Here is a 23,998-nt window from a genome sequence, read left to right as displayed (position 1 = left end):
GGCGGCATCTCCCGCTTGCGGGGGACAGCGACCGAGGAGCGGATCGAGTGCGGAGTCGGACGATGGACCCGGTGAGCACGTCCCCGAGCCCCTGGGCCGACCCGGCCACGGAGACGCAGCCCGGCGCGCCGTACGCGGGGCCGCCGACCACGGCGCCGTACCGGCCGGCTCCCGGCTGGCCGCCGCCGGCCCCGTACGGAACGGCGTGGCCGCAGCCGTGGCCGCCGGCCCCCGCGCGGCCGCAGCGGCCGGGACAGGTGATCGCTGCCGCGGTCCTCGCCCTCGTGCAGGCCGCGGCGGTGGCCCTGGCGACCGCCTACCTGCAGCTGCTGGGAACGGTGTTCTCGATGGCCGCCGACGAGCCCGGGTTCCCGGCCGACGGCGCGGCCCTCGCCGCCGAGGCGGGCGTGCTCTCCCTCGTGCAGCTGTTCTCGGTGGTCCTGCTGGTGGCCGCCGGGGTCCTGGCGCTCACCAGCCGCCGCGCCCTCGCCCGCTGGACGCTGGCAGCCGCGTTCGCGCTGCAGCTGGCACTGGCCGTCTACTGGGCGGCGCGCCTGCTGGGCGCCTTCGGCTCGGCGTCGGGGGTGCTGCTGTTCCTCGTCGTCTGCTTCGCCGCGGGGCCGGCCGTCGCGCTGGGGCTGTCGGTGGGCCGGCCCGCCCGGGCGTGGTTCGCGGGCCGCCCCGACGGGAGGACGACGCCGCACCGGTGACCCGGCCGGTCGGCCGCGGGTGGGACGATCGGACCGTGTCCGCCGTCCCCGCCGCCGAGTCCGCCCTGGACCCCGCGGTCGCCGCACTCCTGCGCCGTGACCCCGCCGGGCTGGTCGCCGCCGTCGTCCAGCAGCACGACACCGGTGAGGTGCTCATGGTCGCCTGGATGGACGACGAGGCGCTGCGCCGTACCCTCACCACCGGCCGGGCCACCTACTGGTCGCGCAGCCGGCGCGAGTACTGGGTGAAGGGGGAGACCTCCGGGCACCGCCAGTGGGTCCGCGACGTCCGCCTGGACTGCGACGGCGACGCGCTGCTGGTGCTCGTCGACCAGGAGGGGCCGGCCTGCCACACCGGCGAGCGCTCCTGCTTCCACCGCGAGCTGGAGGTCACTCGTGCGGCTCGGTGAGACCACCCCGTCGCCGGAGGAGTTCTCGGCCCTCGACCAGCCGATGGTCCCGGTCACCCGGCGGCTGCTGGCCGACGGCGAGACCGCGGTCGGCATCTACCGCAAGCTCGCCGGCAACCGGCCGGGCACGGTGCTGCTGGAGTCCGCCGAGCAGGGCAAGCAGTGGAGCCGGTACAGCTTCGTCGGCGTCCGCAGTGCCGGGGTGCTCACCGAGCGGGACGGCGCCGCGCTGTGGCTGGGGGAGGAGCTGCCCGGCCTCACCGACGACCTGCCCGGGGATCCGCTGGCCGCCGTCCGCACGCTGGCCCGCCGGCTGCGCTCGCCGCGCACCGCCGACCTGCCCCGGCTGACCGGCGGCCTGGTCGGCTACCTCGGCTACGACGTCGTCCGGCGGCTGGAGCGGCTGCCGGTCACCGCCGCCGACGACCTCGGCATGCCCGAGCTCGCGCTCATGCTGGTCACCGACCTCGCGGTGCTCGACCACCACGACGGCACGGTGCTGCTCATCGCCAACGCGGTGTGCGGGGCCGAGGGCTACGACGACGCGGTGACCCGGCTCGACGCGATGGCCGCCGACCTGGCCAAGGCCGCGCCCCCCGGGGTGGCCACCTTCGCGACCGCCGCGCCGCCGCCGGTGCGGAGCAACATGGCGCCGGGCGTCTTCGCGGACGGCGTGGAGCGGGTGCGCGAGCACATCCGGGCCGGCGACGCCTTCCAGGTGGTGCTCTCGCAGCGCTTCGAGGTGCCCACCGAGGTCGAGGCGCTGGACCTCTACCGGGTGCTGCGGGCGACCAACCCCTCGCCCTACATGTACCTGCTGCGCTTCGCCGGTAGGGAGTCGCCGTTCGACGTCGTCGGCTCCTCGCCGGAGGCGCTGGTCACGGTGACCGGCAGCTCGGCCGTCGTGCACCCGCCGGCCGGCACCCGGCCGCGCGGCGCGACCCCGGAGGAGGACGTGCGGCTGGCCGAGGGCCTGCTCGCCGACCCCAAGGAGCGCGCCGAGCACGTGATGCTCGTCGACCTGGCCCGCAACGACCTGGGGCGGGTCTGCGTGCCGGGCTCGGTCGAGGTGCCCGACTTCATGCGCGTCGAGCACTACAGCCACGTCATGCACCTGGTGTCGACCGTGGCCGGCGAGGTCGCCCCGCAGTGGGACGCCCTGGACGTCTTCGACGCGACCTTCCCCGCCGGGACCGTCTCCGGGGCGCCCAAGCCGCGCGCGATGGAGATCATCGAATCGTTGGAGCCCACCCGGCGGGCGCTGTACGCCGGCACCGTCGGCTACCTCGACGCCGGCGGCGACCTGGACATGGCGATCGCGATCCGGACGGCGGTGCTGCACCAGGGGCGGGCCTACGTGCAGGCCGGCGCGGGGATCGTCGCCGACAGCGACCCCGCCACCGAGGAGGCCGAGACCCGGCACAAGGCCCGGGCGGTGCTGTCGGCGATCGCGACGGCGGAGGGGATGCGGGAGCTACCGTGAGCGACCGCCGCGAGATGGCCGCGGCCGTCGTCGGGCTCGCCGCGGCCGGGGGCCTGGCGCTGTCCGCCGGCGGCCAGATCTGGGTGACCGCGACCGTCGAACGACCCGAGCCGCTGCCACCGGTCACCGAACAGCTGGCCGGTGCGGAGCTCGCACCGCTGGTCCCGGCCGGCGGGCTGGTGCTGCTGGCGGCCGCGGTGGCGCTGGTCGCCGTCCACGGTGCCGGCCGCGTCCTGGTCGGGTTGCTGGCCGCGGTCGCCGGGGGAGCGCTCGGCTGGTCGGGCCTGCGCACGCTGCTCACCGACCTGGACGTCACGGCGACCGGGGTGGTGACCAGCGGGACGCCGGGGAGCACGCTCACGGCCGAGGTGTCCGCCGCCTGGCCGGTGCTCGTCCTGGTCGCCGGGCTGCTGGCGGTGGCGGCCGGCCTGCTGACCGTGCTGCGCGGCTCGAGCTGGCCGGGCATGGGACGCCGCTACGAGCGCGCCGCCGCCGCGGTCGCGACACCCGTCCGCCGGCAGACCGACGAGGACCGCGCGCTGGACGCCTGGCGGGCGCTCGACCGGGGGGAGGACCCCACGGAGGAGCCCGGCGAACAGCGCTGAGTACCCCGGACCGCCCGGTCCACACCCCCGTCCGGGGTGTCCGGCCGCCCCCGCGGGCAGTCGGCGGGTCCGCCGCCTCTAGAGTGGCTCCACGGATCGAGGCCCGGCCCGGGCCGCGCCCGGTGGGTGGTTCTCCTGGCCCGGTGGGCGGTTGACGAGCAGCAGCGGGGAGGACTCGTGTCCGTGCTCGACGAGATCGTCGCCGGCGTCCGTGAGGAGCTGGCGGCCCGTGAGGCGACCACCCCGCTGGCGGAGGTCAAGGCCGCCGCCCGGGACGCCCGCCCGCCCCTCGACGCCCTCGCCGCGCTGCGTGCGCCCGGTGTCGGCGTCATCGCCGAGGTGAAGCGGCAGAGCCCCTCCAAGGGCGCGCTCGCCGACATCCCCGACCCCGCGGTGCTGGCCCGGCAGTACGCCGACGGCGGCGCGCGGGTGATCAGCGTGCTCACCGAGCGGCGCCGCTTCGGCGGCGGCCAGGCCGACCTCGCCGCCGTCCGCGCGGCCGTCGACGTCCCGGTGCTGTGCAAGGACTTCGTCGTCACCAGCTACCAGGTGCACGAGGCGCGCGCCCACGGGGCGGACGTCGTCCTGCTGATCGTGGCCGCACTGGAGCAGAACGCGCTGCTCGGTCTGCTGGAGCGGGTCGAGTCGCTGGGCATGACCGCGCTGGTCGAGGTGCACACCGAGGCCGAGGCCGACCGCGCGCTGTCCGCCGGCGCCGCGGTGATCGGCGTCAACGCCCGCGACCTCACCACGCTGCAGGTCGACCGCTCCACCTTCGAGCGGATCGCCCCCGGGCTGCCGTCGGAGGTCGTCAAGGTCGCCGAGTCCGGCGTCCGCGGGCCGCACGACCTCATCTCCTACGCGGCGGCCGGCGCCGACGCCGTGCTCGTCGGCGAGGGCCTGGTCACCGCCGGCGACGCCCGCCAGGCGGTCGCCGACCTGGTCACCGCCGGCGCGCACCCGGCCACTCCGCGCACCCCTCGCTGAGCGGTCCGCCTCAGCCGGCGTCGCCCGGCTCGGACCGAGCGACTCCCGCGCGGTTGCCTGCGCGTCGGCGCTGCTGCACCGGTGCGAGTGCGGGGGCAGCGGCGCGACAGCGGCCGGAGCCCGACCGCCGGTGCGCTGAGCACTCCACCAGCGTGTTGCCGACCCACCCCACCAGCGTGTTGCCGACCCACCCCACCAGCGTGTTGCCGACCCACCCCACCACCCCGGCGCCCGGACGCGGGACACTGGGGCCATGACCACGAGCGCCGTCTCCCCGCCGGAAACGCGACTCGAGCCGGCGCAGCCGGGCTGGCCCGACGCCACCGGCCACTTCGGGGTCTTCGGTGGGCGGTTCGTGCCGGAGGCGCTGATCGCCGCCCTCGACGAGCTCACCGAGGCCTACCGCGCGATGCGCGTCGACCCGGCCTTCATCGAGGAGTTCGCCGCGCTGCAGCGCGACTACACCGGCCGGCCCAGCCCGATCACCGAGGTGCCGAGGTTCGCCGAGCACGCCGGCGGGGCGCGCATCTGGCTCAAGCGCGAGGACCTCAACCACACCGGATCGCACAAGATCAACAACGTGCTGGGCCAGGCCTTGCTCACCAGGCGGATCGGCAAGCAGCGGGTCATCGCCGAGACCGGCGCCGGGCAGCACGGCGTCGCGACCGCCACCGCGGCCGCGCTCATGGGGCTGTCCTGCACCATCTACATGGGCGAGGAGGACACCCGCCGCCAGGCGCTCAACGTCGCCCGGATGCGGTTGCTCGGCGCCGAGGTCGTCCCGGTCACCACCGGCTCGCGCACCCTCAAGGACGCCATCAACGAGGCCTTCCGCGACTGGGTCACCAACGTCGAGACGACGAACTACGTCTTCGGCACCGTCGCCGGCCCGCACCCGTTCCCGGAGATGGTCCGCGACTTCCAGCGGGTCATCGGCGACGAGGCGCGCGCCCAGGTGCTCGAGCGGCTGGGCCGGCTGCCCGACGCCGTCCTGGCCTGCGTGGGCGGCGGCTCCAACGCCATCGGCATCTTCACCGCCTTCGTCCCCGACGACGGCGTCCGCCTGGTCGGCCTGGAGGCCGGCGGGGACGGCGTGGGCACCGGCCGGCACGCGGCCACCATCACCGGCGGGACGCCGGGGGTGCTGCACGGCGCCCGCTCGTACCTCCTGCAGGACGAGAACGGCCAGACCATCGAGTCGCACTCGATCAGCGCCGGGCTGGACTACCCGGGCGTGGGGCCCGAGCACTCCCACCTGCACGACATCGGCCGGGCGGAGTACCGGGCGGTCACCGACGCCGAGGCCATGGAGGCCTTCGCGCTGCTGTGCCGCACCGAGGGCATCATCCCGGCGATCGAGTCGGCGCACGCCCTGGCCGGGGCGCTGGTGATGGGCCGCGAGCTGGGGCCGGAGGCACTGCTGCTGGTCAACCTCTCCGGCCGCGGCGACAAGGACGTCGAGACGGCGTCGCGCTGGTTCGGCCTCGGCGACCGCGAGCACGTCGAGCCCGGCGCCGGCATGGACACCGACCAGCAGCCCCTCGAGGGCGCGGTCACCTCCGGCGACGCGGTCGCCGGGCAGGACGCGGGGGAGTCGGCGTGAGCATGCTCGCCGATCGCATCGCCGCGGCGCGGGCGGAGGGCCGGGCCGCGCTCATCGCTTACCTGCCGGTGGGCTATCCCGATGTCGACACCTCCGTCGAGGCGATGGTCGCCGCCGTCGAAGGCGGCGCGGACGCCCTCGAGGTCGGAGTGCCCTACTCGGACCCCGGCATGGAAGGTCCGGTCATCCAGGAGGCCATGGACGTCGCCGTCCGGGCGGGCGTCGGGCTGCCCGACGTGCTGCCGGCCGTCCGTGCGGTCGCGGCCGCCGGAGGGGTGCCGGTGGTGATGAGCTACTGGAACCCGGTCGAGCGCTACGGAGTGGACCGCTTCGCCGACGACCTGGCCGCCGCCGGGGGAGCCGGAGCCATCACCCCTGATCTGATCCCGGACGAGGCCGGGCCCTGGATCGCCGCGACCGACCGCACCGGGCTCGACCGGGTCTTCCTGGTCGCCCCGTCGTCGACCGACGCACGGCTCGCGGCCACCGTCGCGGCGTCCCGCGGATTCGTCTACGCCGCCTCGACCATGGGGGTCACGGGCACGCGGACCACGGTCAGCAGCACCGCCGGCGAGCTGGTCGCGCGCACCCGGCTGGTGGCAGGCGACCTGCCGATCTGCGTGGGGCTGGGCGTCTCCAACGGCGACCAGGCAGCAGAGGTGGCCCGCTTCGCCGACGGGGTGATCGTGGGCTCGGCCTACGTCCGGGAGATGCTCGACGGGCGCGGCGCCGAGGGGGTCCGCGCGCTCTCGGCCGAACTGGCCGAGGGCGTGCGCCGGGCAGGAACGCCGGCATGAACCTCGCCGCGATCCCGAGCCCGACGCAGGGCGTCTGGGAGCTGGGCCCGCTGCCCATCCGCGCCTACGCGCTGTGCATCATCGCCGGGATCGTCGCGGCGGTCCTGATCACCGAGCGCCGCTGGGTGGCCCGGGGCGGAGCGCCCGGCGAGGTCCTCGACATCGCCGTGTGGGCCGTGCCGTTCGGGATCATCGGTGGCCGGCTCTACCACGTCCTCAGCAGCCCCCGTCCGTACTTCGGCGACGGCGGCGACCCGCTGCGGGCCTTCGCCATCTGGGAGGGCGGCCTCGGCATCTGGGGCGCGATCGCCCTGGGCGGGGTCGGCGCGTGGATCGCCTGCCGCCGCCGGGGCATCCCGCTGCCGGCCTTCGCCGACGCGCTGGCCCCGGGGCTGCTCGTCGCGCAGGCCATCGGCCGGCTGGGCAACTGGTTCAACAACGAGCTCTACGGCCGCCCCACCGACCTGCCCTGGGCGCTGACGATCTACGACTGGACCGGCACCCAGGCGGTGATCGGCCCCGACGGCCAGCCGCTCGTGCTCGGCACCTTCCACCCGACGTTCCTCTACGAGCTGCTGTGGAACCTGGCCGCCGCACTCGTCGTGATCTGGGTCGACCGGCGCTTCCGGCTCAGCCACGGGCGCGCCTTCGCGCTCTACGTCGCGCTCTACTGCACCGGCCGGCTGTGGATCGAGCTGCTGCGCAGCGACCCCGCGGAGACCGTCGCCGGCATCCGGATCAACGTCTACACCTCGGTGGTCGTCGGCCTGCTCGCGGTGGCCTACCTGGTCTGGCAGCGCGGCCGGCCCCGCGAGGTGGTCGCGCGGGGCCGTGACGACGCCGACACCGGGACCCGCGGCGGCCGAGCCGACGCCGCTCCCGCCGTCGCCCCGGGCGCTGGAGAGCCCCGGGAAGGCGAAGACGCTGGTGAGGACGGGAGTCCGCGACACCCCGGGTCCTGAGGGCGACGCGCCGTCCCCGCGGCTCCAGGCGTACGAGATCGGTGGTGCGCCTGTGTACCCTTCTGCCGAGACCCCACGGTGATCCTGGCGGGGTCGCACGCGTCGGAACCGGGCCAGCGCCGCCCCGCGGACGACAGCACCGGGGCACCACCCCCCGGTGCTCGCCCAGCCGGGTGCACGGTCCCCCCGACCGTCCGCCGGCCGGCCTCCCGCAGTGCTCCGCTCCTCTGCCCTCTGACCACCGGCCGGGCCCAGCGCCCCCGCCCCGCTCCCGTCACCGCCGACGGCGCCCGGGCGGCGTGCCGACGACGGGAGTGACATGCCCGAGTCCACCGCCCCCGCCGCGACCCGCCCCGGCTCCGACGGCACCGCCGTGCCGTCCACCGCGGTTCCCGCCGTGCCGTTCCCGGCCGGCCCGGCTGTGCCGTTCTCGGCCGTCCCGGCCGCGTCCGGCCTGTACGACCCGGCCAACGACAAGGACGCCTGCGGCGTCGCCTTCGTCGCCGACGTGCGGGGTCGCGCCAGCCGGAAGATCGTGGCCGCCGGGCTCACCGCCCTGCACAACCTGGACCACCGCGGCGCCGCCGGTTCCGAGCCGAACTCGGGGGACGGCGCCGGCATCCTCACCCAGGTCCCCGACGCGCTGCTGCGCGCCGAGGTGGACTTCGACCTGCCCCCGGTGGGCGAGTACGCCGTCGGCATCGCCTTCCTGCCCGTGGACGACGCCGAGCGGGCCGCGCGGGCGGAGGACGTCGCCCGCCTGGCCGCCGAGGAGGGCCTGACCGTCCTCGGCTGGCGCGAGCTGCCGGTCGACCCGGACGGCGCCGACGTCGGCCCCACCGCCCGCGCGGTCATGCCGCACTTCGCCCAGCTGTTCGTGGCCGAGACCATCGGTGCCCGCGCCGACGCGACCGCGTTCGGCGGCGCCCAGGCCGTCAACGGCGTGACCCGGCTGGAGCGGCGCGCCTTCGTGCTGCGCAAGCGGGCCGAGCGGGCCGCCTCCGAGGCCGGCAGCTCCCTCTACATCACCTCGCTGTCGAGCCGCACCATCACCTACAAGGGCATGCTGACCACCGACCAGCTGCCCGCGTTCTTCCCCGACCTGCGCGACGAGCGCTACGCCTCGGCGATCGCCCTGGTGCACAGCCGGTTCTCGACCAACACCTTCCCGAGCTGGCCGCTGGCCCACCCGTTCCGGGTGATCGCGCACAACGGCGAGATCAACACCATCAAGGGCAACCGGAACCGGATGCGCGCCCGCGAGGCGAAGCTGGAGACGGCGCTGTTCGACGGACCGGCCGGCCCCGCGTCCGAGCTCGGCCTCGAGCGGATCTTCCCGGTCACCGCGAGCGACTTCAGCGACTCGGCCACCTTCGACGAGGTGCTCGAGCTGCTGCACCTGTCCGGCCGCTCGCTGCCGCACGCGGTGCTCATGATGATCCCGGAGGCGTGGGAGAACCACGACGAGATGGACCCGGCCCGCCGGGCCTTCTACCGGTTCCACGCCTCGATCATGGAGCCGTGGGACGGGCCGGCCGCGGTCGCGTTCACCGACGGCACGCTGATCGGCGCCGTCCTCGACCGCAACGGGCTGCGCCCGGGTCGCTGGTGGCACACCGAGGACGACCTGGTCGTGCTGGCCAGCGAGGTCGGCGTCCTGGAGATCCCCGACTCCGAGGTCGTCGCCAAGGGCCGGCTGCAGCCGGGCCGGATGTTCCTGGTCGACACCGCGGCCGGGAAGATCGTCTCCGACGAGCAGGTCAAGGGCGCCCTGGCGGGGGAGCACCCCTACGAGGACTGGCTGCACGCCGGCCTGGTGCACCTCCCGCAGCTGCCCGAGCGCCGCCGCGCCCGGCCCAGCCACGAGTCCGTCGTCCGCCGGCAGCAGCTGTTCGGGTACACCGAGGAGGACCTGCGCGTCCTGCTCACCCCGATGGCGTCCTCCGGCGCCGAGCCGATCGGCTCCATGGGCACCGACACCCCGGTCGCCGCGCTGTCGGACCGCTCCAGGTTGCTCTACGACTACTTCGGGCAGCTCTTCGCCCAGGTGACCAACCCGCCGCTGGATGCCATCCGCGAGGAGCTGGTGACCAGCCTGGGCCGCACCTTCGGCCCCGAGCAGAACCTGCTCCGCGCGACCCCGGCGTCCTGCCGTCAGCTGTTCCTGCCGTACCCGGTCATCGACAACGACGAGCTGGCCAAGATCCTGCACATCGACGACGACGGCGACCTGCCCGGGTACGCCGCCGTCCGGATCACCGGCCACTACGACGTCAACGGCGGCGGGACGGCGCTGGCGCAGGCGGTCGAGCAGCTGCGCACCAAGGTCAGCAAGGCCATCGCCGCGGGCGCCCGGATCATCGTGCTCTCCGACCGGGACTGCGACGAGCAGCGCGCCCCGATCCCGTCGCTGCTGATGACCGCCGCCGTCCACCACCACCTCGTGCGGCAGAAGACCCGCATGGAGGTCGGGCTGGTCGTCGAGTCCGGCGACTGCCGCGAGGTGCACCACGTCGCGCTGCTGCTCGGCTACGGCGCCGCCGCGGTCAACCCGTACCTGGCCTTCGAGTCGATCGAGGACCTGATCCGGGACGGCAACCTGACCGGCATCCAGCCGGCCCAGGCGGTCCGCAACGTGGTCAAGGCGCTGGGCAAGGGCGTCCTGAAGGTCATGAGCAAGATGGGCATCAGCACCGTCGGCTCGTACACGATGGCGCAGATCTTCGAGGCGGTCGGCCTCTCCCAGGAGCTCGTCGACGAGTACTTCACCGGCACCTCCTGCCCGCTGGGCGGCGTGGGCATCGACGTCCTGGCCGAGGAGGTGGCCATGCGCCACCGCCGCGCGTACCCGGAGAACCCGACCGAGCGCGCGCACCGGCGGCTGGAGACCGGCGGGGAGTACCAGTGGCGCCGCGAGGGCGAGGTGCACCTGTTCAACCCCGAGACGGTGTTCCTGCTGCAGCACGCCACCCGCTCGCGGCAGTTCGAGGTGTTCGAGCGGTACACGCAGACCGTCGACCAGCTGTCGGAGGAGGCCGCCACCCTGCGCGGCCTGTTCACCCTGCGCACCGGCGTCCGCCCGCCCGTGCCGCTGGAGGAGGTCGAGCCGGCCGCCGAGATCGTCAAGCGCTTCCAGACCGGCGCGATGAGCTACGGCTCCATCTCGCAGGAGGCGCACGAGACCCTGGCGATCGCCATGAACCGGCTGGGCGGCAAGTCGAACACCGGTGAGGGCGGCGAGGACCCCGACCGGTTCCGGCCCGACCCGAACGGCGACCTGCGCCGCTCGGCCATCAAGCAGGTGGCCAGCGGCCGGTTCGGCGTCACCAGCGAGTACCTGGTCAACGCCGACGACATCCAGATCAAGATGGCGCAGGGCGCCAAGCCCGGCGAGGGCGGCCAGCTGCCCGGCGCCAAGGTGTACCCGTGGGTGGCGCGCACCCGGCACTCCACGCCGGGTGTCGGCCTGATCAGCCCGCCGCCGCACCACGACATCTACTCGATCGAGGACCTCAAGCAGCTGATCCACGACCTGAAGAACGCCAACGACGCAGCAAGGGTCCACGTCAAGCTGGTCAGCGAGGTCGGCGTCGGGACTGTCGCGGCCGGGGTGAGCAAGGCGCACGCCGACGTCGTCCTCATCTCCGGGCACGACGGCGGAACGGGCGCCGCACCCCTGACCTCGCTCAAGCACGCCGGGTCGCCGTGGGAGCTGGGCCTGGCCGAGACGCAGCAGACGCTGCTGGCCAACGGCCTGCGCGACCGCATCGTCGTCCAGGCCGACGGGCAGATGAAGACCGGCCGGGACGTGGTCATCGCCGCGCTGCTGGGCGCCGAGGAGTACGGCTTCGCCACCGCTCCGCTGGTCGTCTCCGGCTGCGTGATGATGCGCGTCTGCCACCTCGACACCTGCCCCGTCGGCGTCGCGACGCAGAACCCCGAGCTGCGCAAGCGGTTCACCGGGCGCCCGGAGTTCGTCGAGACGTTCTTCGAGTTCCTCGCCGAGCAGGTGCGCCAGTACCTCGCCGACCTGGGCTTCCGTTCGCTGGACGAGGCGATCGGCCACGCCGAGCTGCTCGACACCCGCAAGGCGGTCGACCACTGGAAGGCCGCCGGGCTGGACCTGTCCCGCATGCTGGCCGTGCCGGCCCTGCCCGAGGGTGCTGCCCGGCACAAGGTGCGCGAGCAGGACCACGGCCTGGACGTCGCCCTGGACCAGACCCTGATCCAGCTGTGCGAGGGCGCGCTGCTCGACGCGCGGCCGGTCAGCCTCGAGCTCCCGGTGCGCAACGTCAACCGCACCGTCGGCACGATGCTGGGCTCCATGGTCACCCGGCGCTTCGGCGGCGAGGGCCTGCCCGACGGCACGATCGACCTGACCTTCACCGGGTCGGCCGGCCAGTCCTTCGGCGCCTTCCTGCCGCGGGGCATCACGATGCGGCTGTTCGGCGACGCCAACGACTACGTCGGCAAGGGGCTGTCCGGCGGGCGGATCGTCGCCCGGCCGGCCCGCGAGGCCGGCTTCGCCGCCGAGGACAACGTCCTCGCCGGCAACGTCATCGGCTACGGCGCCACCGCGGGTGAGGTCTTCCTGCGCGGCCGGGTCGGCGAGCGGTTCTGCGTGCGCAACTCCGGCGCGCTGGCCGTCGTCGAGGGGGTGGGCGACCACGCGCTGGAGTACATGACCGGCGGCGCTGCGGTGATCCTCGGCCCGACCGGCCGCAACATCGCGGCCGGCATGTCCGGCGGCATCGGCTACGTGCTCGACCTGGCCCGGCACCGGGTCAATCCCGAGATGGTGGACGTCGAGCCGCTGGACGGGGAGTCCGCGCAGTGGCTGCGCGACGTGCTCGTCCGCTACGCCGCGGACACCGAGTCGCCGGTGGCCGCCGCGCTGCTGGCCGACTGGGGCCGCTGGTCCGAGCGGTTCAGCGTGATCATGCCGCGCGACTACCGGCGCGCGCTCGAGGCCCGGCGGGCCGCCGAGGCCGCCGGAACGGACGTCGACCGCGCGGTGATGGAGGCGGCTCGTGGCTGAGCCGCGCCCCCGACCCTGCAGCTCGCTCCATGACGAGACGATGGAGGCCGCACGTGGCTGACTCGACCGGATTCCTCAAGCACGAGCGGGCGCTGCCGCCGCGGCGTCCCGTCGACGTGCGGATCCTGGACTGGAAGGACGTCTACCTCTCCCGGCAGAACGGGGAGGACGCCGTGTTCCCGGTCGCCGCGGTGCGCCAGCAGGCCGCCCGGTGCATGGACTGCGGCATCCCGTTCTGCCACCACGGCTGTCCGCTGGGCAACCTGATCCCGGAGTGGAACGACCTCGCCCGCCGTGACGACTGGACCGAGGCGATCGAGCGGCTGCACGCGACCAACAACTTCCCGGAGTTCACGGGGAAGCTGTGCCCCGCGCCGTGCGAGGGCTCCTGCGTGCTCAACCTGCAGGAGTCGCCGGTCACGATCAAGCAGATCGAGTGGGAGATCATCGACCAGGCGTTCCAGCGCGACCTGGTGAAGCCGGTCCCCCCGCAGGAGCACACCGGCAAGCAGGTCGCCGTCATCGGCTCCGGGCCCGCCGGGCTGGCCGCCGCCCAGCAGCTGACCCGGGCCGGGCACGACGTCACGGTCTTCGAGCGGGCCGACCGCGTCGGCGGGCTGCTGCGCTACGGCATCCCCGAGTTCAAGATGGAGAAGGCGGTGCTCGACCGGCGGCTGGACCAGATGCGGGCCGAGGGCACCCGGTTCGTCACCGGGGTCGAGGTCGGCAGCGGCCGGGACGGCGCCCCGACCGTCGAGCAGCTGCGCGCGGACTTCGACGCCGTCGTCCTGGCCGGTGGCGCCACCGTGGGCCGGGACCTCCCCGCGCCGGGCCGGGAGCTGCGTGGCATCCACCTGGCGATGGAGTACCTGCCCTTCGGCAACCGGCAGGCGCTCGGCGAGCTCGACGAGCCGCCGATCGACGCCCACGGCAAGCACGTCGTGATCATCGGCGGCGGCGACACCGGCGCGGACTGCCTGGGCACCGCCCACCGGCAGGGGGCGCTCTCGGTGACCCAGCTGGAGATCATGCCGGCGCCGCCGGACCGCCGGACCGAGACCAACCCGTGGCCGACCTACCCGATGGTCATGCGTGTCTCCAGCGCCCACGAGGAGGGCGGGGAGCGGCTCTACTCGGTCAACACCGAGCGCTTCGTCGGCGACGACGAGGGCAACCTGCGCGCACTGCTCATCCACGACGTGGAGCGGGTGGACGGGCGGTTCCAGAAGGTCGAGGGCACCGAGCGGGAGCTGCCCGCCGACCTGGTGTTCCTCGCCATGGGCTTCACCGGCGCCCAGCGCGAGGGCCTCGTCGAGGGGCTCGGGGTCGAGCTCGACCAGCGGGGCAACGTCGCCCGCGACGTCGAGTTCATGTCCACCGTCCCCGGTGTCTTCGTCGCCGGTGACATGGGCCGCGGGCAGTCGCTCATCGTGTGGGCGATCGCCGAGGGCCGGGCCGCCGCCGGCGCCGTCGACGCCTGGCTGACCGGCTCGACGACGCTGCCGCGCCCGGTGACCCCCACCGCGGTGGCGCTGCGGTAACAGAAGGACCACCCTTCCCCCCACGCCTCGTAGCAGGACCCCGTCCTCCCCAGTCTTCGCACGCTCAGGCCGGGACCCGGGACGGGGCCAGCGGGACCCTGAAGGATGGCCGTTCCGGTTCGCCGCCGAGGGCCGGGTCCCGCATCCGCGGGGCCCGGCCCTCGTCGCGTGGGGGCCGACGTCACAGGGCACCCTCCCCACGCGCGCCGGGCTGCCCCACTAGCGTCTGACCCATGTCGCGACGCGCCAAGATCGTCTGCACCCTCGGGCCGGCGACCGGTTCCCAGGAGCAGGTCACCGCCCTCGTCGAGTCGGGGATGGACGTCGCCCGGCTCAACTTCAGCCACGGCGCGCACGCCGACCACGAGCGGGCCTACCGCATGGTCCGCGAGGCCTCCGACCGCACCGGTCGCGCCGTCGCCATCCTCGCCGACCTGCAGGGCCCCAAGATCCGCCTCGGCACCTTCACCGACGGCCCGGTCGACTGGGAGACCGGCAGCCGGGTCTGCATCACCGTCGAGGACGTCGAGGGCACCGCTGAGCGGGTCTCCACCACCTACAAGGGCCTGGCCGCGGATGCCAAGGTCGGCGACCGGCTGCTGGTCGACGACGGCAAGCTCGCGCTGTCGGTCGTGGCGATCGAGGGCCCGGACGTGTGGTGCCTGGTCGTCGAGGGCGGCGAGGTGTCGAACAACAAGGGCCTGTCGCTGCCCGGCGTCGCGGTGAGCGTGCCGGCGATGTCGGACAAGGACGAGGAGGACCTCCGCTTCGCCCTGCACATGGGGGTCGACTTCGTCGCGCTGTCCTTCGTGCGCTCGCCGCGCGACATGGACCTGGTGCGCGACGTCATGCGCCGGGAGGACGTCTCCGTCCCCGTGATCGCCAAGCTGGAGAAGCCCGAGGCGGTGGAGAACCTCGAGGAGATCGTCGAGGCGTTCGACGGCGTCATGGTCGCCCGCGGCGACCTGGGCGTGGAGCTGGCGCTGGAGCAGGTGCCGCTGGTGCAGAAGCGGGCCGTGCAGGCCGCCCGCGAGCGCAACAAGCCGGTGATCGTGGCCACGCAGATGCTCGAGTCCATGATCACCAACTCCCGGCCCACGCGCGCGGAGGCCTCCGACGTCGCCAACGCCGTCCTGGACGGCGCGGACGCGGTGATGCTGTCGGGGGAGACCTCGGTGGGGCGCTACCCGATCGCCGCGGTGCGGACGATGGAGCGGATCATCGACGCCGTCGAGAGCGACGCCGTGCGCGTCCCCGAGCTGGTCCGGCGCTCGCGGTCCCGGTCCGGCGCCATCGTCCGGTCCGCCCGGGACATCGCCGAATCCCTCGACGTCAAGGCCCTGGCCACCTTCACCCAGACCGGCGGCAGCGCCCGGCGGCTGGCCGCGCTGCACCCCCGGATGCCGCTGCTCGCCTTCACCGTCGACGGGCGGGTGCGCAGCCAGCTGGCGCTGTCCTGGGGCGTGGAGACCTTCCTGGTCCCCGAGGTGCAGCACACCGACGACATGGTCCGGCAGGTCGACTTCTCGCTGCTGTCCATCGGCCGGCTCAAGGAGGGCGACCGGGTCGTCGTCGTGGCCGGCAGCCCCCCGAACACCCCCGGGTCGACCAACCTCATCCGGGTCCACGAGGTGGGTACCGACTCGTGACCCAGGTGGACGGCGGCAGCCAGGCCGCCTCGCTGATGGCCGTCCTCGACCTCGAGGAGCGCGACACCGACCTGTACGTCGGCCAGACGCCGCGGACGCCGCTGCAGCGCATCTTCGGCGGACAGGTGGCCGGGCAGGCCCTCATGGCCGCCTCGCGGACGCTGCCGGGCGAGCGCGCCGTGCACTCGCTGCACTCGTACTTCCTGCGGCCCGGTGACCCGCACGAGGAGATCCGCTACGCCGTCGAGCGGATCCGGGACGGGCGCACGTTCAGCACGCGGCGGGTCATCGCCTGTCAGCGGCGCCGGGGGGAGGACGTCGCGATCTTCGCGCTGACCGCCGACGCCTCGGTGCCGGAGACCCCCGTCGTCGAGCACGCGCTCCCGATGCCCGAGGTGCCCGCCCCGGAGACCCTGCCCAGCCTGTCCGAGGTGGTCGCGCCGTACGGCGAGCGCGCCGCGGCCGCGCTGGCCATCAGCCGGGCGGTGGAGCAGCGGCTGCTCGAGGACCCCTTCGACCGGGCGCCGAAGTCGCCGCCGGACACCCGCACCTGCGTGTGGATGCGGGTCGCCGGCCGGCTGCCCGGGGACGACCGCGTGCACCGCTCGGCGCTCACCTTCGTCAGCGACCTGACCCTGATCTCGGCCGGGCTGGCCCGCACGGGCGGCGGCTGGGGCGGGGAGTACGTCGGCGCCAGCCTGGACCACGCGGTGTGGTTCCACGCGCCGGTGCGCGCCGACGAGTGGTTCCTGTACGAGACCGACAGCCCCGCGGCCTCCGGCGGCCGGGCGCTGTGCTTCGGCCAGATCTGGGCGGCCGACGGCACGCACGTGGCCACGGTCACCCAGCAGGGCCTCATCCGGTCGCTGCAGAGCTGAAGAAGGACCCCTCTGCCCCCACCCGCTCGCACGCTCGCGGCGGGAGCCTACAGAGGGGCCGCGTCGGCCTCCGGGTGGTCGGCCTCGGCCCGCGGGGCGGTCTCCGGCGGCGGCAGGTCCTCCTGCGCGTGCGCCTGGGCCGCCGTCTCGTCCTGGGCGGCCGGCGTGTCGACCGGCTGCAGGGCCGCCGCGCGGGCGGCCTCCTCCCGCGCGGCGTCCTCCCGGGCGCGCTCGGCGGCGGCGCGGCGCTCGGTCTGCTCCCGCGCGCGCTCCGCGGCGGACTCGGCGAAGTCGGCGGCCAGCCAGTCGTGGCCCCCGCACAGCAGCGCCCAGGCCCGCTCCACGTGCGCCCGCGTCGTCGTCGGTGCGCCGATCGCCACCCGCAGCACCACCTGGCCGCGGACCGTGGTGTGGGTCAGGAAGACCTCGCCGCCGTCGTTGAGCCGCTCGAGCAGCGTCATGGTGGCGACGTCGGCGTCCACCCCCTCGGGCCAGCGCGGGCGCAGGCACACCAGCGACAGCGGGTGCGGGACGACGACGTCGAAGCGGTCGTCGGCGTCGGCCCAGCCGGCCAGCTCCCGCGCCAGGCCCACCCCGGACCGGATGTGGGCCCGCAGGCCCTCGGCGCCGTACCAGCGCAGCACGAACCACAGCTTGAGGGCGCGGAAGCGGCGGCCGAGCTCGATCTGCCAGTCGCGGTAGTCGACGACGGCGCCGGCGTCGGTGGCCGCGTTGCGCAGGTACTCCGGCAGGATCGCCAATGCGCCGGTGAGCGCGGCCCGGTCGGCCACCCAGAACAACGTCGCGTCGAAGCCGGTGAGCAGCCACTTGTGCGCGTCGGTGGTGTAGCTGTCGGCCCACTCGACGCCGGCCTGCAGGCCCCGCAGCTCGGGGACGACGGCGCTCACCCCTGCGTAGGCGGCGTCCACGTGCAGCCAGACGCCGGCGTCGCGGCAGATGGGGCCGAGCTCGGCGAGCGGGTCCACGGCCGTCGTCGACGTCGTCCCGACAGTGGCGCAGACCAGCACCGGCCGGTACCCGCGGGCGACGTCCCGTTCGAGCCGGGCTCCGAGCGACTGCGGGCGCATGGCCAGGTCGCCGTCGACCTCGACGATCCGGACGGCGTCGCTGCCCAGGCCGGCGATCCGCACGGCCTTCTCCATCGAGGAGTGCGTCTCCGCGGAGACGTAGACGGTGTACTCGTCGGGCCGGACGCCGTGGCGGACGGTCTCCCCGCCACTGGCGCGGTGCAGGGCCGCCAGGAGCGCGACGAGGTTGGCTCCGGAGCTGGAGTCCTGCACGACGCCGCCGCCGGTACCGGTCGACAGGAAGGTCTCCGGCAGGCCGAGCAGGTCGCCGAACCAGTCGAGGACGTGCTGCTCGAGCTCGGTGGCCGCCGGGCTGGTCACCCACGACATGCCCTGCACGCCGAGGCCGGCCGAGACCAGGTCGCCGAGCACCGAGGGCCCGGAGGTGTTCGCCGGGAAGTAGCCCAGGAAGCCGGGGTGCTGCCAGTGGGTCAGCCCGGGGACGACGACGCGGTCGAGGTCGGCGAGGATGGCCGTGAACGGCTCGCCGTCCTCCGGTGGGGCGGACGGCAGCGCCGCGCGCACGTCGCCGGGGGCGACGGGGGAGCGGACGGGCAGCGAGCCGATCCGCGTCCAGTAGTCGGCGATCCAGTCGACGACCTCGTGGCCGTGCCGGCGGAACTGCTCCGGGGTCATGTGCGGGGCGGACGGCGTCGGCTCGGGCTCGCTCACCGTGTCACCGTATGGCCCGTCCCCGAAGTCCTCCTGAGGTGCCCCCGGTGGGACTCGAACGCACACTGCGCGGGTCGTGTCCCGCTCACGACAGTGGGGTGCTGACCGTTGCTCCGACCAGCACCGCGGGATGAGGTTCGGCCGAGTTCTCACCGCTGACCGCCGAGTTCTCACACGACTGCGCCCTTCGAGCCCCGGGCATGCCTCGTGGGGCGTCACGTGGGTTCGCTCGCCGTGGCGCGCGTGCATGAGCGCGACGGGTCGACGGAGGGCTCTCCGCGGCGCAGGCAGCGGTCCCCCGTACTCCGGGCAGCGCGCCCGGGCCCACACGCCGTGGGGCTGTACGGGCGCGAGTGACCCACGGCGCCGCGGGCGACTGGCCAGCTGCGCGGGGGGTACGGCCGCCCCGACCTGCTGCACGGCAGCCCACGTCCGCGAGAACCGGAAGGAGCGCCCGTCATGGCCGACTTCGGCATGAGCGTGCACGTCGACCTCCCGCTGGAGGAGGCAGCGGCGCGCACCCGCGCGGCGCTGGCCGAGCAGGGCTTCGGCATCCTCACCGAGATCGACGTGGCCGCGACCTTGAAGGCCAAGCTGGACGTGGACGTGCCGCCGCAGATCATCCTCGGCGCCTGCAACGCCCCGCTGGCCCGGCAGGGCCTGGCGATCGAGCCCGATCTCGGGCTGCTGCTCCCGTGCAACGTCGTGGTCCGCACCGACCAGGACGGGCGAGTGCTGGTGTCTGCGCTCAACCCGGAGTTGATGGTCACCGTGCCCGGCCGGCCGGAGCTCGAGCCGATCGCCGCCGACGCCAAGGCCCGGCTGCAGAACGCGCTGCGGGCGGTCGCCAGCTCCGCCACCTGATCCGGCGTCCCCGGCAGCATCGGGTGCGCCGAGGAGCTCGACCAGCCGCAGCCGGGTGGTCAGCCGGGGTGCTCGGCCGGTGCGGTCCCGGTCCACCCGTCACGCGGGGCCGTGTGCACCGGCGCGATCCCGGCGGCCCGCCACGCGGTGAGCACCTCCCGCTCGGTGGTGACGACGATGTCGTGGTCCAGCCCGGTCCACTGGGTGGCCGGCCGATAGCCGTTCGCGAGGTGCGTGCGGACGCGGCTGTCGGCGGAGGGGATGCCGACCTTGATCGCTTCGTGGCGGGATGCCACAGCAGGTACACCCCGTCGAACTCGACGCTGCACCGGTTGCACAGCCGGCTGCCGCTCCTCGGGTACGCCGGCGCGGTCTCGCAGCGGTGCCCGGCGAAGCAGGTCAGCGCCACCTTCGTGCGCGCGTCGACATACGGCGCGCCCGGCTGCGGCCGGCCGCCGGCGGCCGCAACCGTGGCCCGGAACGCCGTGTCCGCGGTGGCCGCGTCCAGCCCGGCGCAGACGATGCAGATGCCGTTCTCCTGCTGGACGTGGTTCGGCCGTGGCGCGCACGGGTGACCGGCGGCGCAGAACGCCGGCACCGGGGTTCTTGCCCGTGTACCGCGCCCGTCTGCCGGCTGTGCCGACCATCACCGACCACCGCCTTGCCAATACCCCCAGGGGTATCCATGATGGACGACGTGGACATCCCCAAGGGCGAGCTCGCCGACGTCGTCAAGCGCCTCAAGCGCATCGAGGGTCAGATCGGCGGCATCGTCCGCATGATCGAGGACGGCCGGGACTGCTCGGCCGTGGTCACCCAGCTGGCCGCAGCATCCAAGGCGCTGAGCAAGGCCGGCTTCGCCGTCGTCTCCACCGGGATGCGCTACTGCTCGACCAACGAGGACGGCGAGACCCGCGAGGTCGACCTGCGCGAGCTCGAGCGCCTCTTCCTGACCCTCGCCTGACCATCGACTCCGGAGCAGCCGTGAACCCGCAGATCCCCCAGCTGACCCCCGCCCAGGCCGCCGACCGCACCGAGGCCGTCCTGCTCGACGTCCGCGAGGCCGCCGAGCTCGCCGAGGGCCGCATCGCCGGCAGCACCCACATCCCACTGGGACAGCTGCCCGCCCGCGCCTTCGAGCTCGACCGCGGCCGCCCGGTGATCACCGTCTGCCGTAGCGGCGGGCGCAGCTCCCGGGCCGCGCAGTTCCTCGCCCAGCAGGGCTACGACGTGGCCAACCTCGCCGGCGGCATGACCGCCTGGACCGCCGAGGGCCGCCCGACCGCCTGACCGACGTCCGTTTCCTTCACGGGTACCCCTGCCCCGTACCGTACAGAGGAGCCTTCACGTGCAGATCGACATCATCGAGACCACCGGCCTCGGCGACCGCAGTTATCTGGTCAGCGCCGGCGGTGTCGGCGTGGTCATCGACCCACAGCGCGACATCGACCGGGTACTGGCACTGGCCGAGAAGCGGAACGTCCGCATCGCGCTCGTGGCTGAAAGCCATCTCCACAATGACTACTGGTCGGGTGGGCTGGAGCTGGCCCGCACCGTCGGCGCCGACTACGCCGTCCCGGCCGGGGACACCGTCGCCTACGAGCGCACTGCGGTCGCCGACGGCGACGTGCTCGCCGCCGGCCCGATGCGGCTGCGGGTGCTGCACACCCCTGGGCACACCCACCACCACGTCAGCTATGTCCTCGCCGACGCCGACGGGAAGGTGCGGGCGGTGTTCACCGGCGGCTCCATGCTCTACGGCGCCACCGGCCGCACCGACCTGGTCGGCCCCGAGCACACCGACGAGCTCACCCACGCCCAGTACCACTCGGTGCGCCGGCTGGTCGACGAGCTTCCCGCCGGCACCCCGGTGTTCCCGAGCCACGGGTTCGGCTCGTTCTGCGCGGCCACCCCGACCAGCGGGAACTCCGCCACCGTCGGCGAGCAGGCGCGGGTGAACCCGGCGCTGACCCAGGACGAGCAGACCTTCGTCGACCAGCTGATCGCCGGCCTCACGGCGATCCCGGCCTGGTACGCCCACATGGGGCCGGGCAACGCCGCCGGCCCCGCGCCGGTGGACCTGTCCATGCCCCGGCCGGTCGACCCCGAGGAACTGGCCGGCCGGCTGGCCGCCGGTGAGTGGGTGATCGACCTGCGCAGCCGCACCGCGTTCGCCGCCGGTCACCTGCCCGGCGCGCTGAACTTCGAGCTGGCCATCGCCAACTTCGTCACCTACGTCGGCTGGCTGGTCCCGTGGGGCGCCCCGATCACCCTGATCGGGGAGACCGAGGAGCAGGTCGCCGAGGCCCGCCGCGAACTGGTCCGCATCGGCATCGACCGGCTCGCCGGCGCCGCGATCGGCAGCCCCGAGGCCCTGGCCGCCGGCCGGGAGCTGGCCTCCTACCCGGTCAGCGACTTCACCGGCCTCGCCGAGGCGATGGGCGCCGACCCCGACCTGGTGGTCCTCGATGCCCGCCGCGACGACGAGCGCGCCGGCGGCGGGGTGCGTGGCTCGCTGCACATCCCGATCCACGACCTGCCCGGCCGCCTCGACGAGGTCCCCGCCGGCGACGTGTGGGTGTACTGCGGCTCGGGCTACCGCGCCTCCATCGCCGCCTCGATGCTCGCCCGCTCCGGTCGCCGCCCGGTGCTGGTCGACGGCGGCTACGGCGACCCCGACACCGGCGCGGCCGCCGCCGGCCTGCACGCCCAGCCCGCCACCGTCTGACCGGCCCACTCCGACCCGGCGGCCACCGGGAGGCCCCGTCCCCGGTGGCCGCCGGCTTCCCCCTGCCCGCAGCACCTCTACCGATCCAGAGGACGACAGCCCCGTGAACCCCCGCCCCACCGCCCTGATCACCCCGGCCGAGCTGACCGACCGGCTCGCCGGCGACACCACGCCGACCCTGGTCGACGTGCGCACCCCGGCCGAGTACGAGACCGCGCACATCCCCGGTTCGATCAACATCCCGCTGCCGGTGGTGACCGAGCACGCCACCGTGCTGGCCGCCGAGCTCGACGGCCCGGTCGTGCTGGTCTGCCAGGCCGGCACTCGGGCCAGGACCGCCCACACCGCGCTGGCCGCAGCCGGGGCGCAGCAGCTGTCGGTGCTCGACGGCGGCGTCGCCGCGCACACCGCCACCGGACAGCCGGTACGCCGCGGCCGGGCCCGCTGGGCACTGGAACGCCAGGTCCGCCTGGTCGCCGGCGGCCTGGTCGCGACCAGCATCCTGGCCAGCCTCCGCTTCCCCAAGGCCCGCTTCCTCGCCGGCGGCATCGGCGCCGGGCTGGCCACCGCAGCGATCACCGACACCTGCGCGATGGGCGCGGCGCTGTCCCGGCTGCCCTACAACCGCGGCGGCCGCGCCGTGACCCTGCCCGACGCGGTGCAGGTGCTCCGGGCGTCCGGCAGCGCCGCGTCATGACCGTCCCGATCGTCCTCGGCCTGGTCATCGGGGCGCTGGTCGGCCTGCTCGGCGGCGGCGGGTCGATCCTCGCCGTCCCCGCGCTGGTCTACGCCGCCGGACAGGACCTGCCGCAGGCGGTCGCGACGTCGCTGCTCGTCGTCGGCACCACCGCGCTGGTGGCGCTGCTCCCGCGGCTGGGCAAACGCCAGATCGCCTGGCGGATCGCGCTCCTGTTCGGCGCGGCCGGCATCGCCACCGCGTTCGCCGGCGCCGCGGTCAACCGGCTCCTCCCACCCGAGATCGTCCTCGGGCTGTTCGCCGCCCTGATGATCGGCGCCGGCGTCCGGATGCTGTCGGAGAAGCCCACCACCGGCGCCGCGTGCGCCACCGACGGCGGCCGGGTCAACTGGCGCCGCTGCCTGCCCCGCACCCTCGCCGGCGGTCTCGTCGTCGGGTTCCTCACCGGCCTGCTGGGCGTCGGCGGCGGATTCCTGATCATCCCGGTCCTGGTCGTCGTCCTGGGCCTGTCGATGGAGGCCGCGATCGGCACCTCGCTGCTGATCGTCGCCGTCAACTCCGCCGCCGGGTTCGCCGCGCACGCCGGCGACGCGCCCCTGGACGTCCCGGTCACCATCGCGTTCACCGCGGCCGCCGTCGTCACCGCGCTGGCCGCCGGACGGCTCGCCACCCGGCTGGACACCGCACGACTGCGCCGCTGGTTCGCCTACCTGGTGTTCGTCGTCGCCGCCGGCATCCTCGTGCAGATCGGCACTGCCCTGGCCGTGGCCTGACACGCCGGCTCCCAGCCCGCTGGTATCGAGCACCGCGCAGCCCGGGCGCCACACCTGCCTTTGTCGTTCCTATGCGACTGCACAACACCGTGGAGTCCCGGGCGAACGACACGCACGGCACCTGCGCGGGCCTGCTGCAGATCGGCCAGGTTCCCGAGCGCACGGGGCTGAGCCTGCGCACCGTCGTCGTCGACGGGCAGCCCTAGAGCCCCCGCCTGCCCGCGCACCTGCGCGAGCTCACCCCGTCGAAGCTCGGCGCGCCGAAGGCGGACATCCTGGCCTACCAGTGGCTGATCGCCCAGCGCGCCCCGTACGCGCTGCACGCCGGCCCCGCCAGAGCCCCCCATCGAGGCCGGCGGGGCCGTTCGCTGCCCTCCGCAGGACCGACTGGCCACCCATGGTCAGCGTGGTCGGGGTCAACGGTCAGGACCAGACGGTGCCCCCGGTGCGACTCGAACGCACACTGCGCGGGTTTTGAATCCGCTCCCTCTGCCGATTGGGGTACGGGGGCGT

General features: G+C 74.5%; 22 protein-coding genes and 1 tRNA gene. 20 read left to right on the top strand and 3 right to left on the bottom strand.

The genetic code is table 11. The features are described from left to right. The first annotated feature begins 71 nt into the window (after nt 1–71). From BUB17_RS10620 to BUB17_RS10560, 12 genes are all read left to right on the top strand, one after another. A complete protein-coding gene (locus BUB17_RS10620; RefSeq protein WP_141242979.1) occupies nt 72–710 on the top strand; it encodes a hypothetical protein in 639 nt (212 codons plus the stop codon). A 35-nt stretch (nt 711–745) separates the two neighbouring features. Beyond that, entirely contained in the window at nt 746–1,120 is a 375-nt protein-coding gene (hisI, locus tag BUB17_RS10615; RefSeq protein WP_041242359.1) for a phosphoribosyl-AMP cyclohydrolase, read from the top strand. Further along, nucleotides 1,107–2,603, top strand: coding sequence for an anthranilate synthase component I (locus BUB17_RS10610; RefSeq protein WP_072917682.1), 1,497 nt, complete (start codon nt 1,107–1,109; stop codon nt 2,601–2,603). Before hisI ends, BUB17_RS10610 begins: the two co-directional genes overlap by 14 nt. Next, nucleotides 2,600–3,208, top strand: a complete 609-nt coding sequence (locus tag BUB17_RS10605; protein WP_244277125.1) for a Trp biosynthesis-associated membrane protein — start codon at nt 2,600–2,602, stop codon at nt 3,206–3,208. The genes BUB17_RS10610 and BUB17_RS10605 overlap by 4 nt, the downstream gene beginning before the upstream one ends. A 177-nt stretch (nt 3,209–3,385) precedes the next feature. Continuing rightward, complete coding sequence (gene trpC / locus BUB17_RS10600) at nt 3,386–4,195, top strand: indole-3-glycerol phosphate synthase TrpC (RefSeq protein ID WP_083606245.1); 810 nt, start codon at nt 3,386–3,388, stop codon at nt 4,193–4,195. Between the two features lie 253 nt (nt 4,196–4,448). Beyond that, the gene (trpB, locus tag BUB17_RS10590; protein WP_072917673.1) at nt 4,449–5,798 is read left to right on the top strand and encodes a tryptophan synthase subunit beta; all 1,350 of its coding nucleotides are present in this window, start codon (nt 4,449–4,451) and stop codon (nt 5,796–5,798) included. 2 nt (nt 5,799–5,800) lie between these two features. Further along, a complete protein-coding gene (gene trpA / locus BUB17_RS10585) occupies nt 5,801–6,595 on the top strand; it encodes a tryptophan synthase subunit alpha (protein ID WP_175561331.1) in 795 nt (264 codons plus the stop codon). Next, nucleotides 6,592–7,557, top strand: coding sequence for a prolipoprotein diacylglyceryl transferase (gene lgt, locus BUB17_RS10580; RefSeq protein WP_072917668.1), 966 nt, complete (start codon nt 6,592–6,594; stop codon nt 7,555–7,557). Before trpA ends, lgt begins: the two co-directional genes overlap by 4 nt. Before the next feature lie 319 nt (nt 7,558–7,876). Further along, a complete protein-coding gene (gene gltB / locus BUB17_RS10575; RefSeq protein ID WP_280173872.1) occupies nt 7,877–12,595 on the top strand; it encodes a glutamate synthase large subunit in 4,719 nt (1,572 codons plus the stop codon). A gap of 53 nt (nt 12,596–12,648) precedes the next feature. Beyond that, complete coding sequence (locus BUB17_RS10570; RefSeq protein ID WP_072917665.1) at nt 12,649–14,136, top strand: glutamate synthase subunit beta; 1,488 nt, start codon at nt 12,649–12,651, stop codon at nt 14,134–14,136. A gap of 233 nt (nt 14,137–14,369) precedes the next feature. Next, nucleotides 14,370–15,785, top strand: a complete 1,416-nt coding sequence (gene pyk, locus BUB17_RS10565; protein WP_072917663.1) for a pyruvate kinase — start codon at nt 14,370–14,372, stop codon at nt 15,783–15,785. Next, nucleotides 15,782–16,663 carry an acyl-CoA thioesterase gene (locus BUB17_RS10560; RefSeq protein ID WP_083606244.1) on the top strand — a complete coding sequence of 294 codons (882 nt, stop codon included), beginning with the start codon at nt 15,782–15,784 and terminating at the stop codon, nt 16,661–16,663. The genes pyk and BUB17_RS10560 overlap by 4 nt, the downstream gene beginning before the upstream one ends. A gap of 47 nt (nt 16,664–16,710) precedes the next feature. Here the strand turns inward: BUB17_RS10560 and BUB17_RS10555 are convergent, their stop codons facing one another. After that, nucleotides 16,711–18,423 carry a pyridoxal-dependent decarboxylase gene (locus tag BUB17_RS10555; RefSeq protein ID WP_244277123.1) on the bottom strand — a complete coding sequence of 571 codons (1,713 nt, stop codon included), beginning with the start codon at nt 18,421–18,423 and terminating at the stop codon, nt 16,711–16,713. A gap of 459 nt (nt 18,424–18,882) precedes the next feature. On the opposite strand from BUB17_RS10555, the gene BUB17_RS10550 reads away from it, so the two are divergent. After that, on the top strand, nt 18,883–19,287 hold the full coding sequence (locus BUB17_RS10550) for a DUF302 domain-containing protein (RefSeq protein ID WP_072917661.1): 405 nt from the start codon (nt 18,883–18,885) through the stop codon (nt 19,285–19,287). Nucleotides 19,288–19,346: 59 nt separating this feature from the next. On the opposite strand, the gene BUB17_RS10545 is transcribed toward BUB17_RS10550, so the two are convergent. Then, a complete protein-coding gene (locus tag BUB17_RS10545) occupies nt 19,347–19,583 on the bottom strand; it encodes a hypothetical protein (protein ID WP_072917658.1) in 237 nt (78 codons plus the stop codon). 36 nt (nt 19,584–19,619) lie between these two features. On the opposite strand from BUB17_RS10545, the gene BUB17_RS10540 reads away from it, so the two are divergent. The 7 genes from BUB17_RS10540 (at nt 19,620) to BUB17_RS28210 (ending at nt 23,691) form a co-directional block, all read left to right on the top strand. Next, entirely contained in the window at nt 19,620–19,862 is a 243-nt protein-coding gene (locus BUB17_RS10540; protein ID WP_072917656.1) for a hypothetical protein, read from the top strand. Between the two features lie 122 nt (nt 19,863–19,984). Continuing rightward, the gene (locus tag BUB17_RS10535; protein WP_072917797.1) at nt 19,985–20,251 is read left to right on the top strand and encodes a metal-sensitive transcriptional regulator; all 267 of its coding nucleotides are present in this window, start codon (nt 19,985–19,987) and stop codon (nt 20,249–20,251) included. A gap of 20 nt (nt 20,252–20,271) precedes the next feature. Then, on the top strand, nt 20,272–20,577 hold the full coding sequence (locus BUB17_RS10530; protein ID WP_244277121.1) for a rhodanese-like domain-containing protein: 306 nt from the start codon (nt 20,272–20,274) through the stop codon (nt 20,575–20,577). Nucleotides 20,578–20,635: 58 nt separating this feature from the next. Further along, nucleotides 20,636–22,015 (top strand): MBL fold metallo-hydrolase, encoded by a 1,380-nt coding sequence (locus BUB17_RS10525; protein WP_072917653.1) that lies wholly within the window; start codon nt 20,636–20,638, stop codon nt 22,013–22,015. A gap of 103 nt (nt 22,016–22,118) precedes the next feature. Then, nucleotides 22,119–22,712, top strand: a complete 594-nt coding sequence (locus BUB17_RS10520) for a rhodanese-like domain-containing protein (protein ID WP_072917650.1) — start codon at nt 22,119–22,121, stop codon at nt 22,710–22,712. Further along, complete coding sequence (locus BUB17_RS10515; protein ID WP_072917648.1) at nt 22,709–23,485, top strand: sulfite exporter TauE/SafE family protein; 777 nt, start codon at nt 22,709–22,711, stop codon at nt 23,483–23,485. Before BUB17_RS10520 ends, BUB17_RS10515 begins: the two co-directional genes overlap by 4 nt. Before the next feature lie 71 nt (nt 23,486–23,556). Beyond that, the gene (locus BUB17_RS28210) at nt 23,557–23,691 is read left to right on the top strand and encodes a hypothetical protein (protein WP_280173871.1); all 135 of its coding nucleotides are present in this window, start codon (nt 23,557–23,559) and stop codon (nt 23,689–23,691) included. Between the two features lie 231 nt (nt 23,692–23,922). On the opposite strand, the gene BUB17_RS10510 is transcribed toward BUB17_RS28210, so the two are convergent. Next, a tRNA-Leu gene (locus BUB17_RS10510) sits at nt 23,923–23,996 on the bottom strand. Nucleotides 23,997–23,998 lie beyond the last annotated feature (2 nt).

The organism is Geodermatophilus obscurus (assembly GCF_900143215.1).
In the GTDB taxonomy this organism is placed as follows: domain Bacteria; phylum Actinomycetota; class Actinomycetes; order Mycobacteriales; family Geodermatophilaceae; genus Geodermatophilus; species Geodermatophilus obscurus_A.
Note: the sequence above shows the minus strand (reverse complement) of the source record. Positions and strands in the feature narration are given on the sequence as shown.

Excerpts from the sequence above, each read along its gene's own strand:
- gltB (WP_280173872.1), top strand. The coding sequence starts at position 7,877 with ATGCCCGAGTCCACCGCCCCCGCCGCGACCCGCCCCGGCTCCGACGGC.
- lgt (WP_072917668.1), top strand. The coding sequence starts at position 6,592 with ATGAACCTCGCCGCGATCCCGAGCCCGACGCAGGGCGTCTGGGAGCTG.
- trpB (WP_072917673.1), top strand. The coding sequence starts at position 4,449 with ATGACCACGAGCGCCGTCTCCCCGCCGGAAACGCGACTCGAGCCGGCG.
- BUB17_RS10550 (WP_072917661.1), top strand. The coding sequence starts at position 18,883 with ATGGCCGACTTCGGCATGAGCGTGCACGTCGACCTCCCGCTGGAGGAG.
- BUB17_RS10515 (WP_072917648.1), top strand. The coding sequence starts at position 22,709 with ATGACCGTCCCGATCGTCCTCGGCCTGGTCATCGGGGCGCTGGTCGGC.
- pyk (WP_072917663.1), top strand. The coding sequence starts at position 14,370 with ATGTCGCGACGCGCCAAGATCGTCTGCACCCTCGGGCCGGCGACCGGT.
- trpA (WP_175561331.1), top strand. The coding sequence starts at position 5,801 with ATGCTCGCCGATCGCATCGCCGCGGCGCGGGCGGAGGGCCGGGCCGCG.
- BUB17_RS28210 (WP_280173871.1), top strand. The coding sequence starts at position 23,557 with ATGCGACTGCACAACACCGTGGAGTCCCGGGCGAACGACACGCACGGC.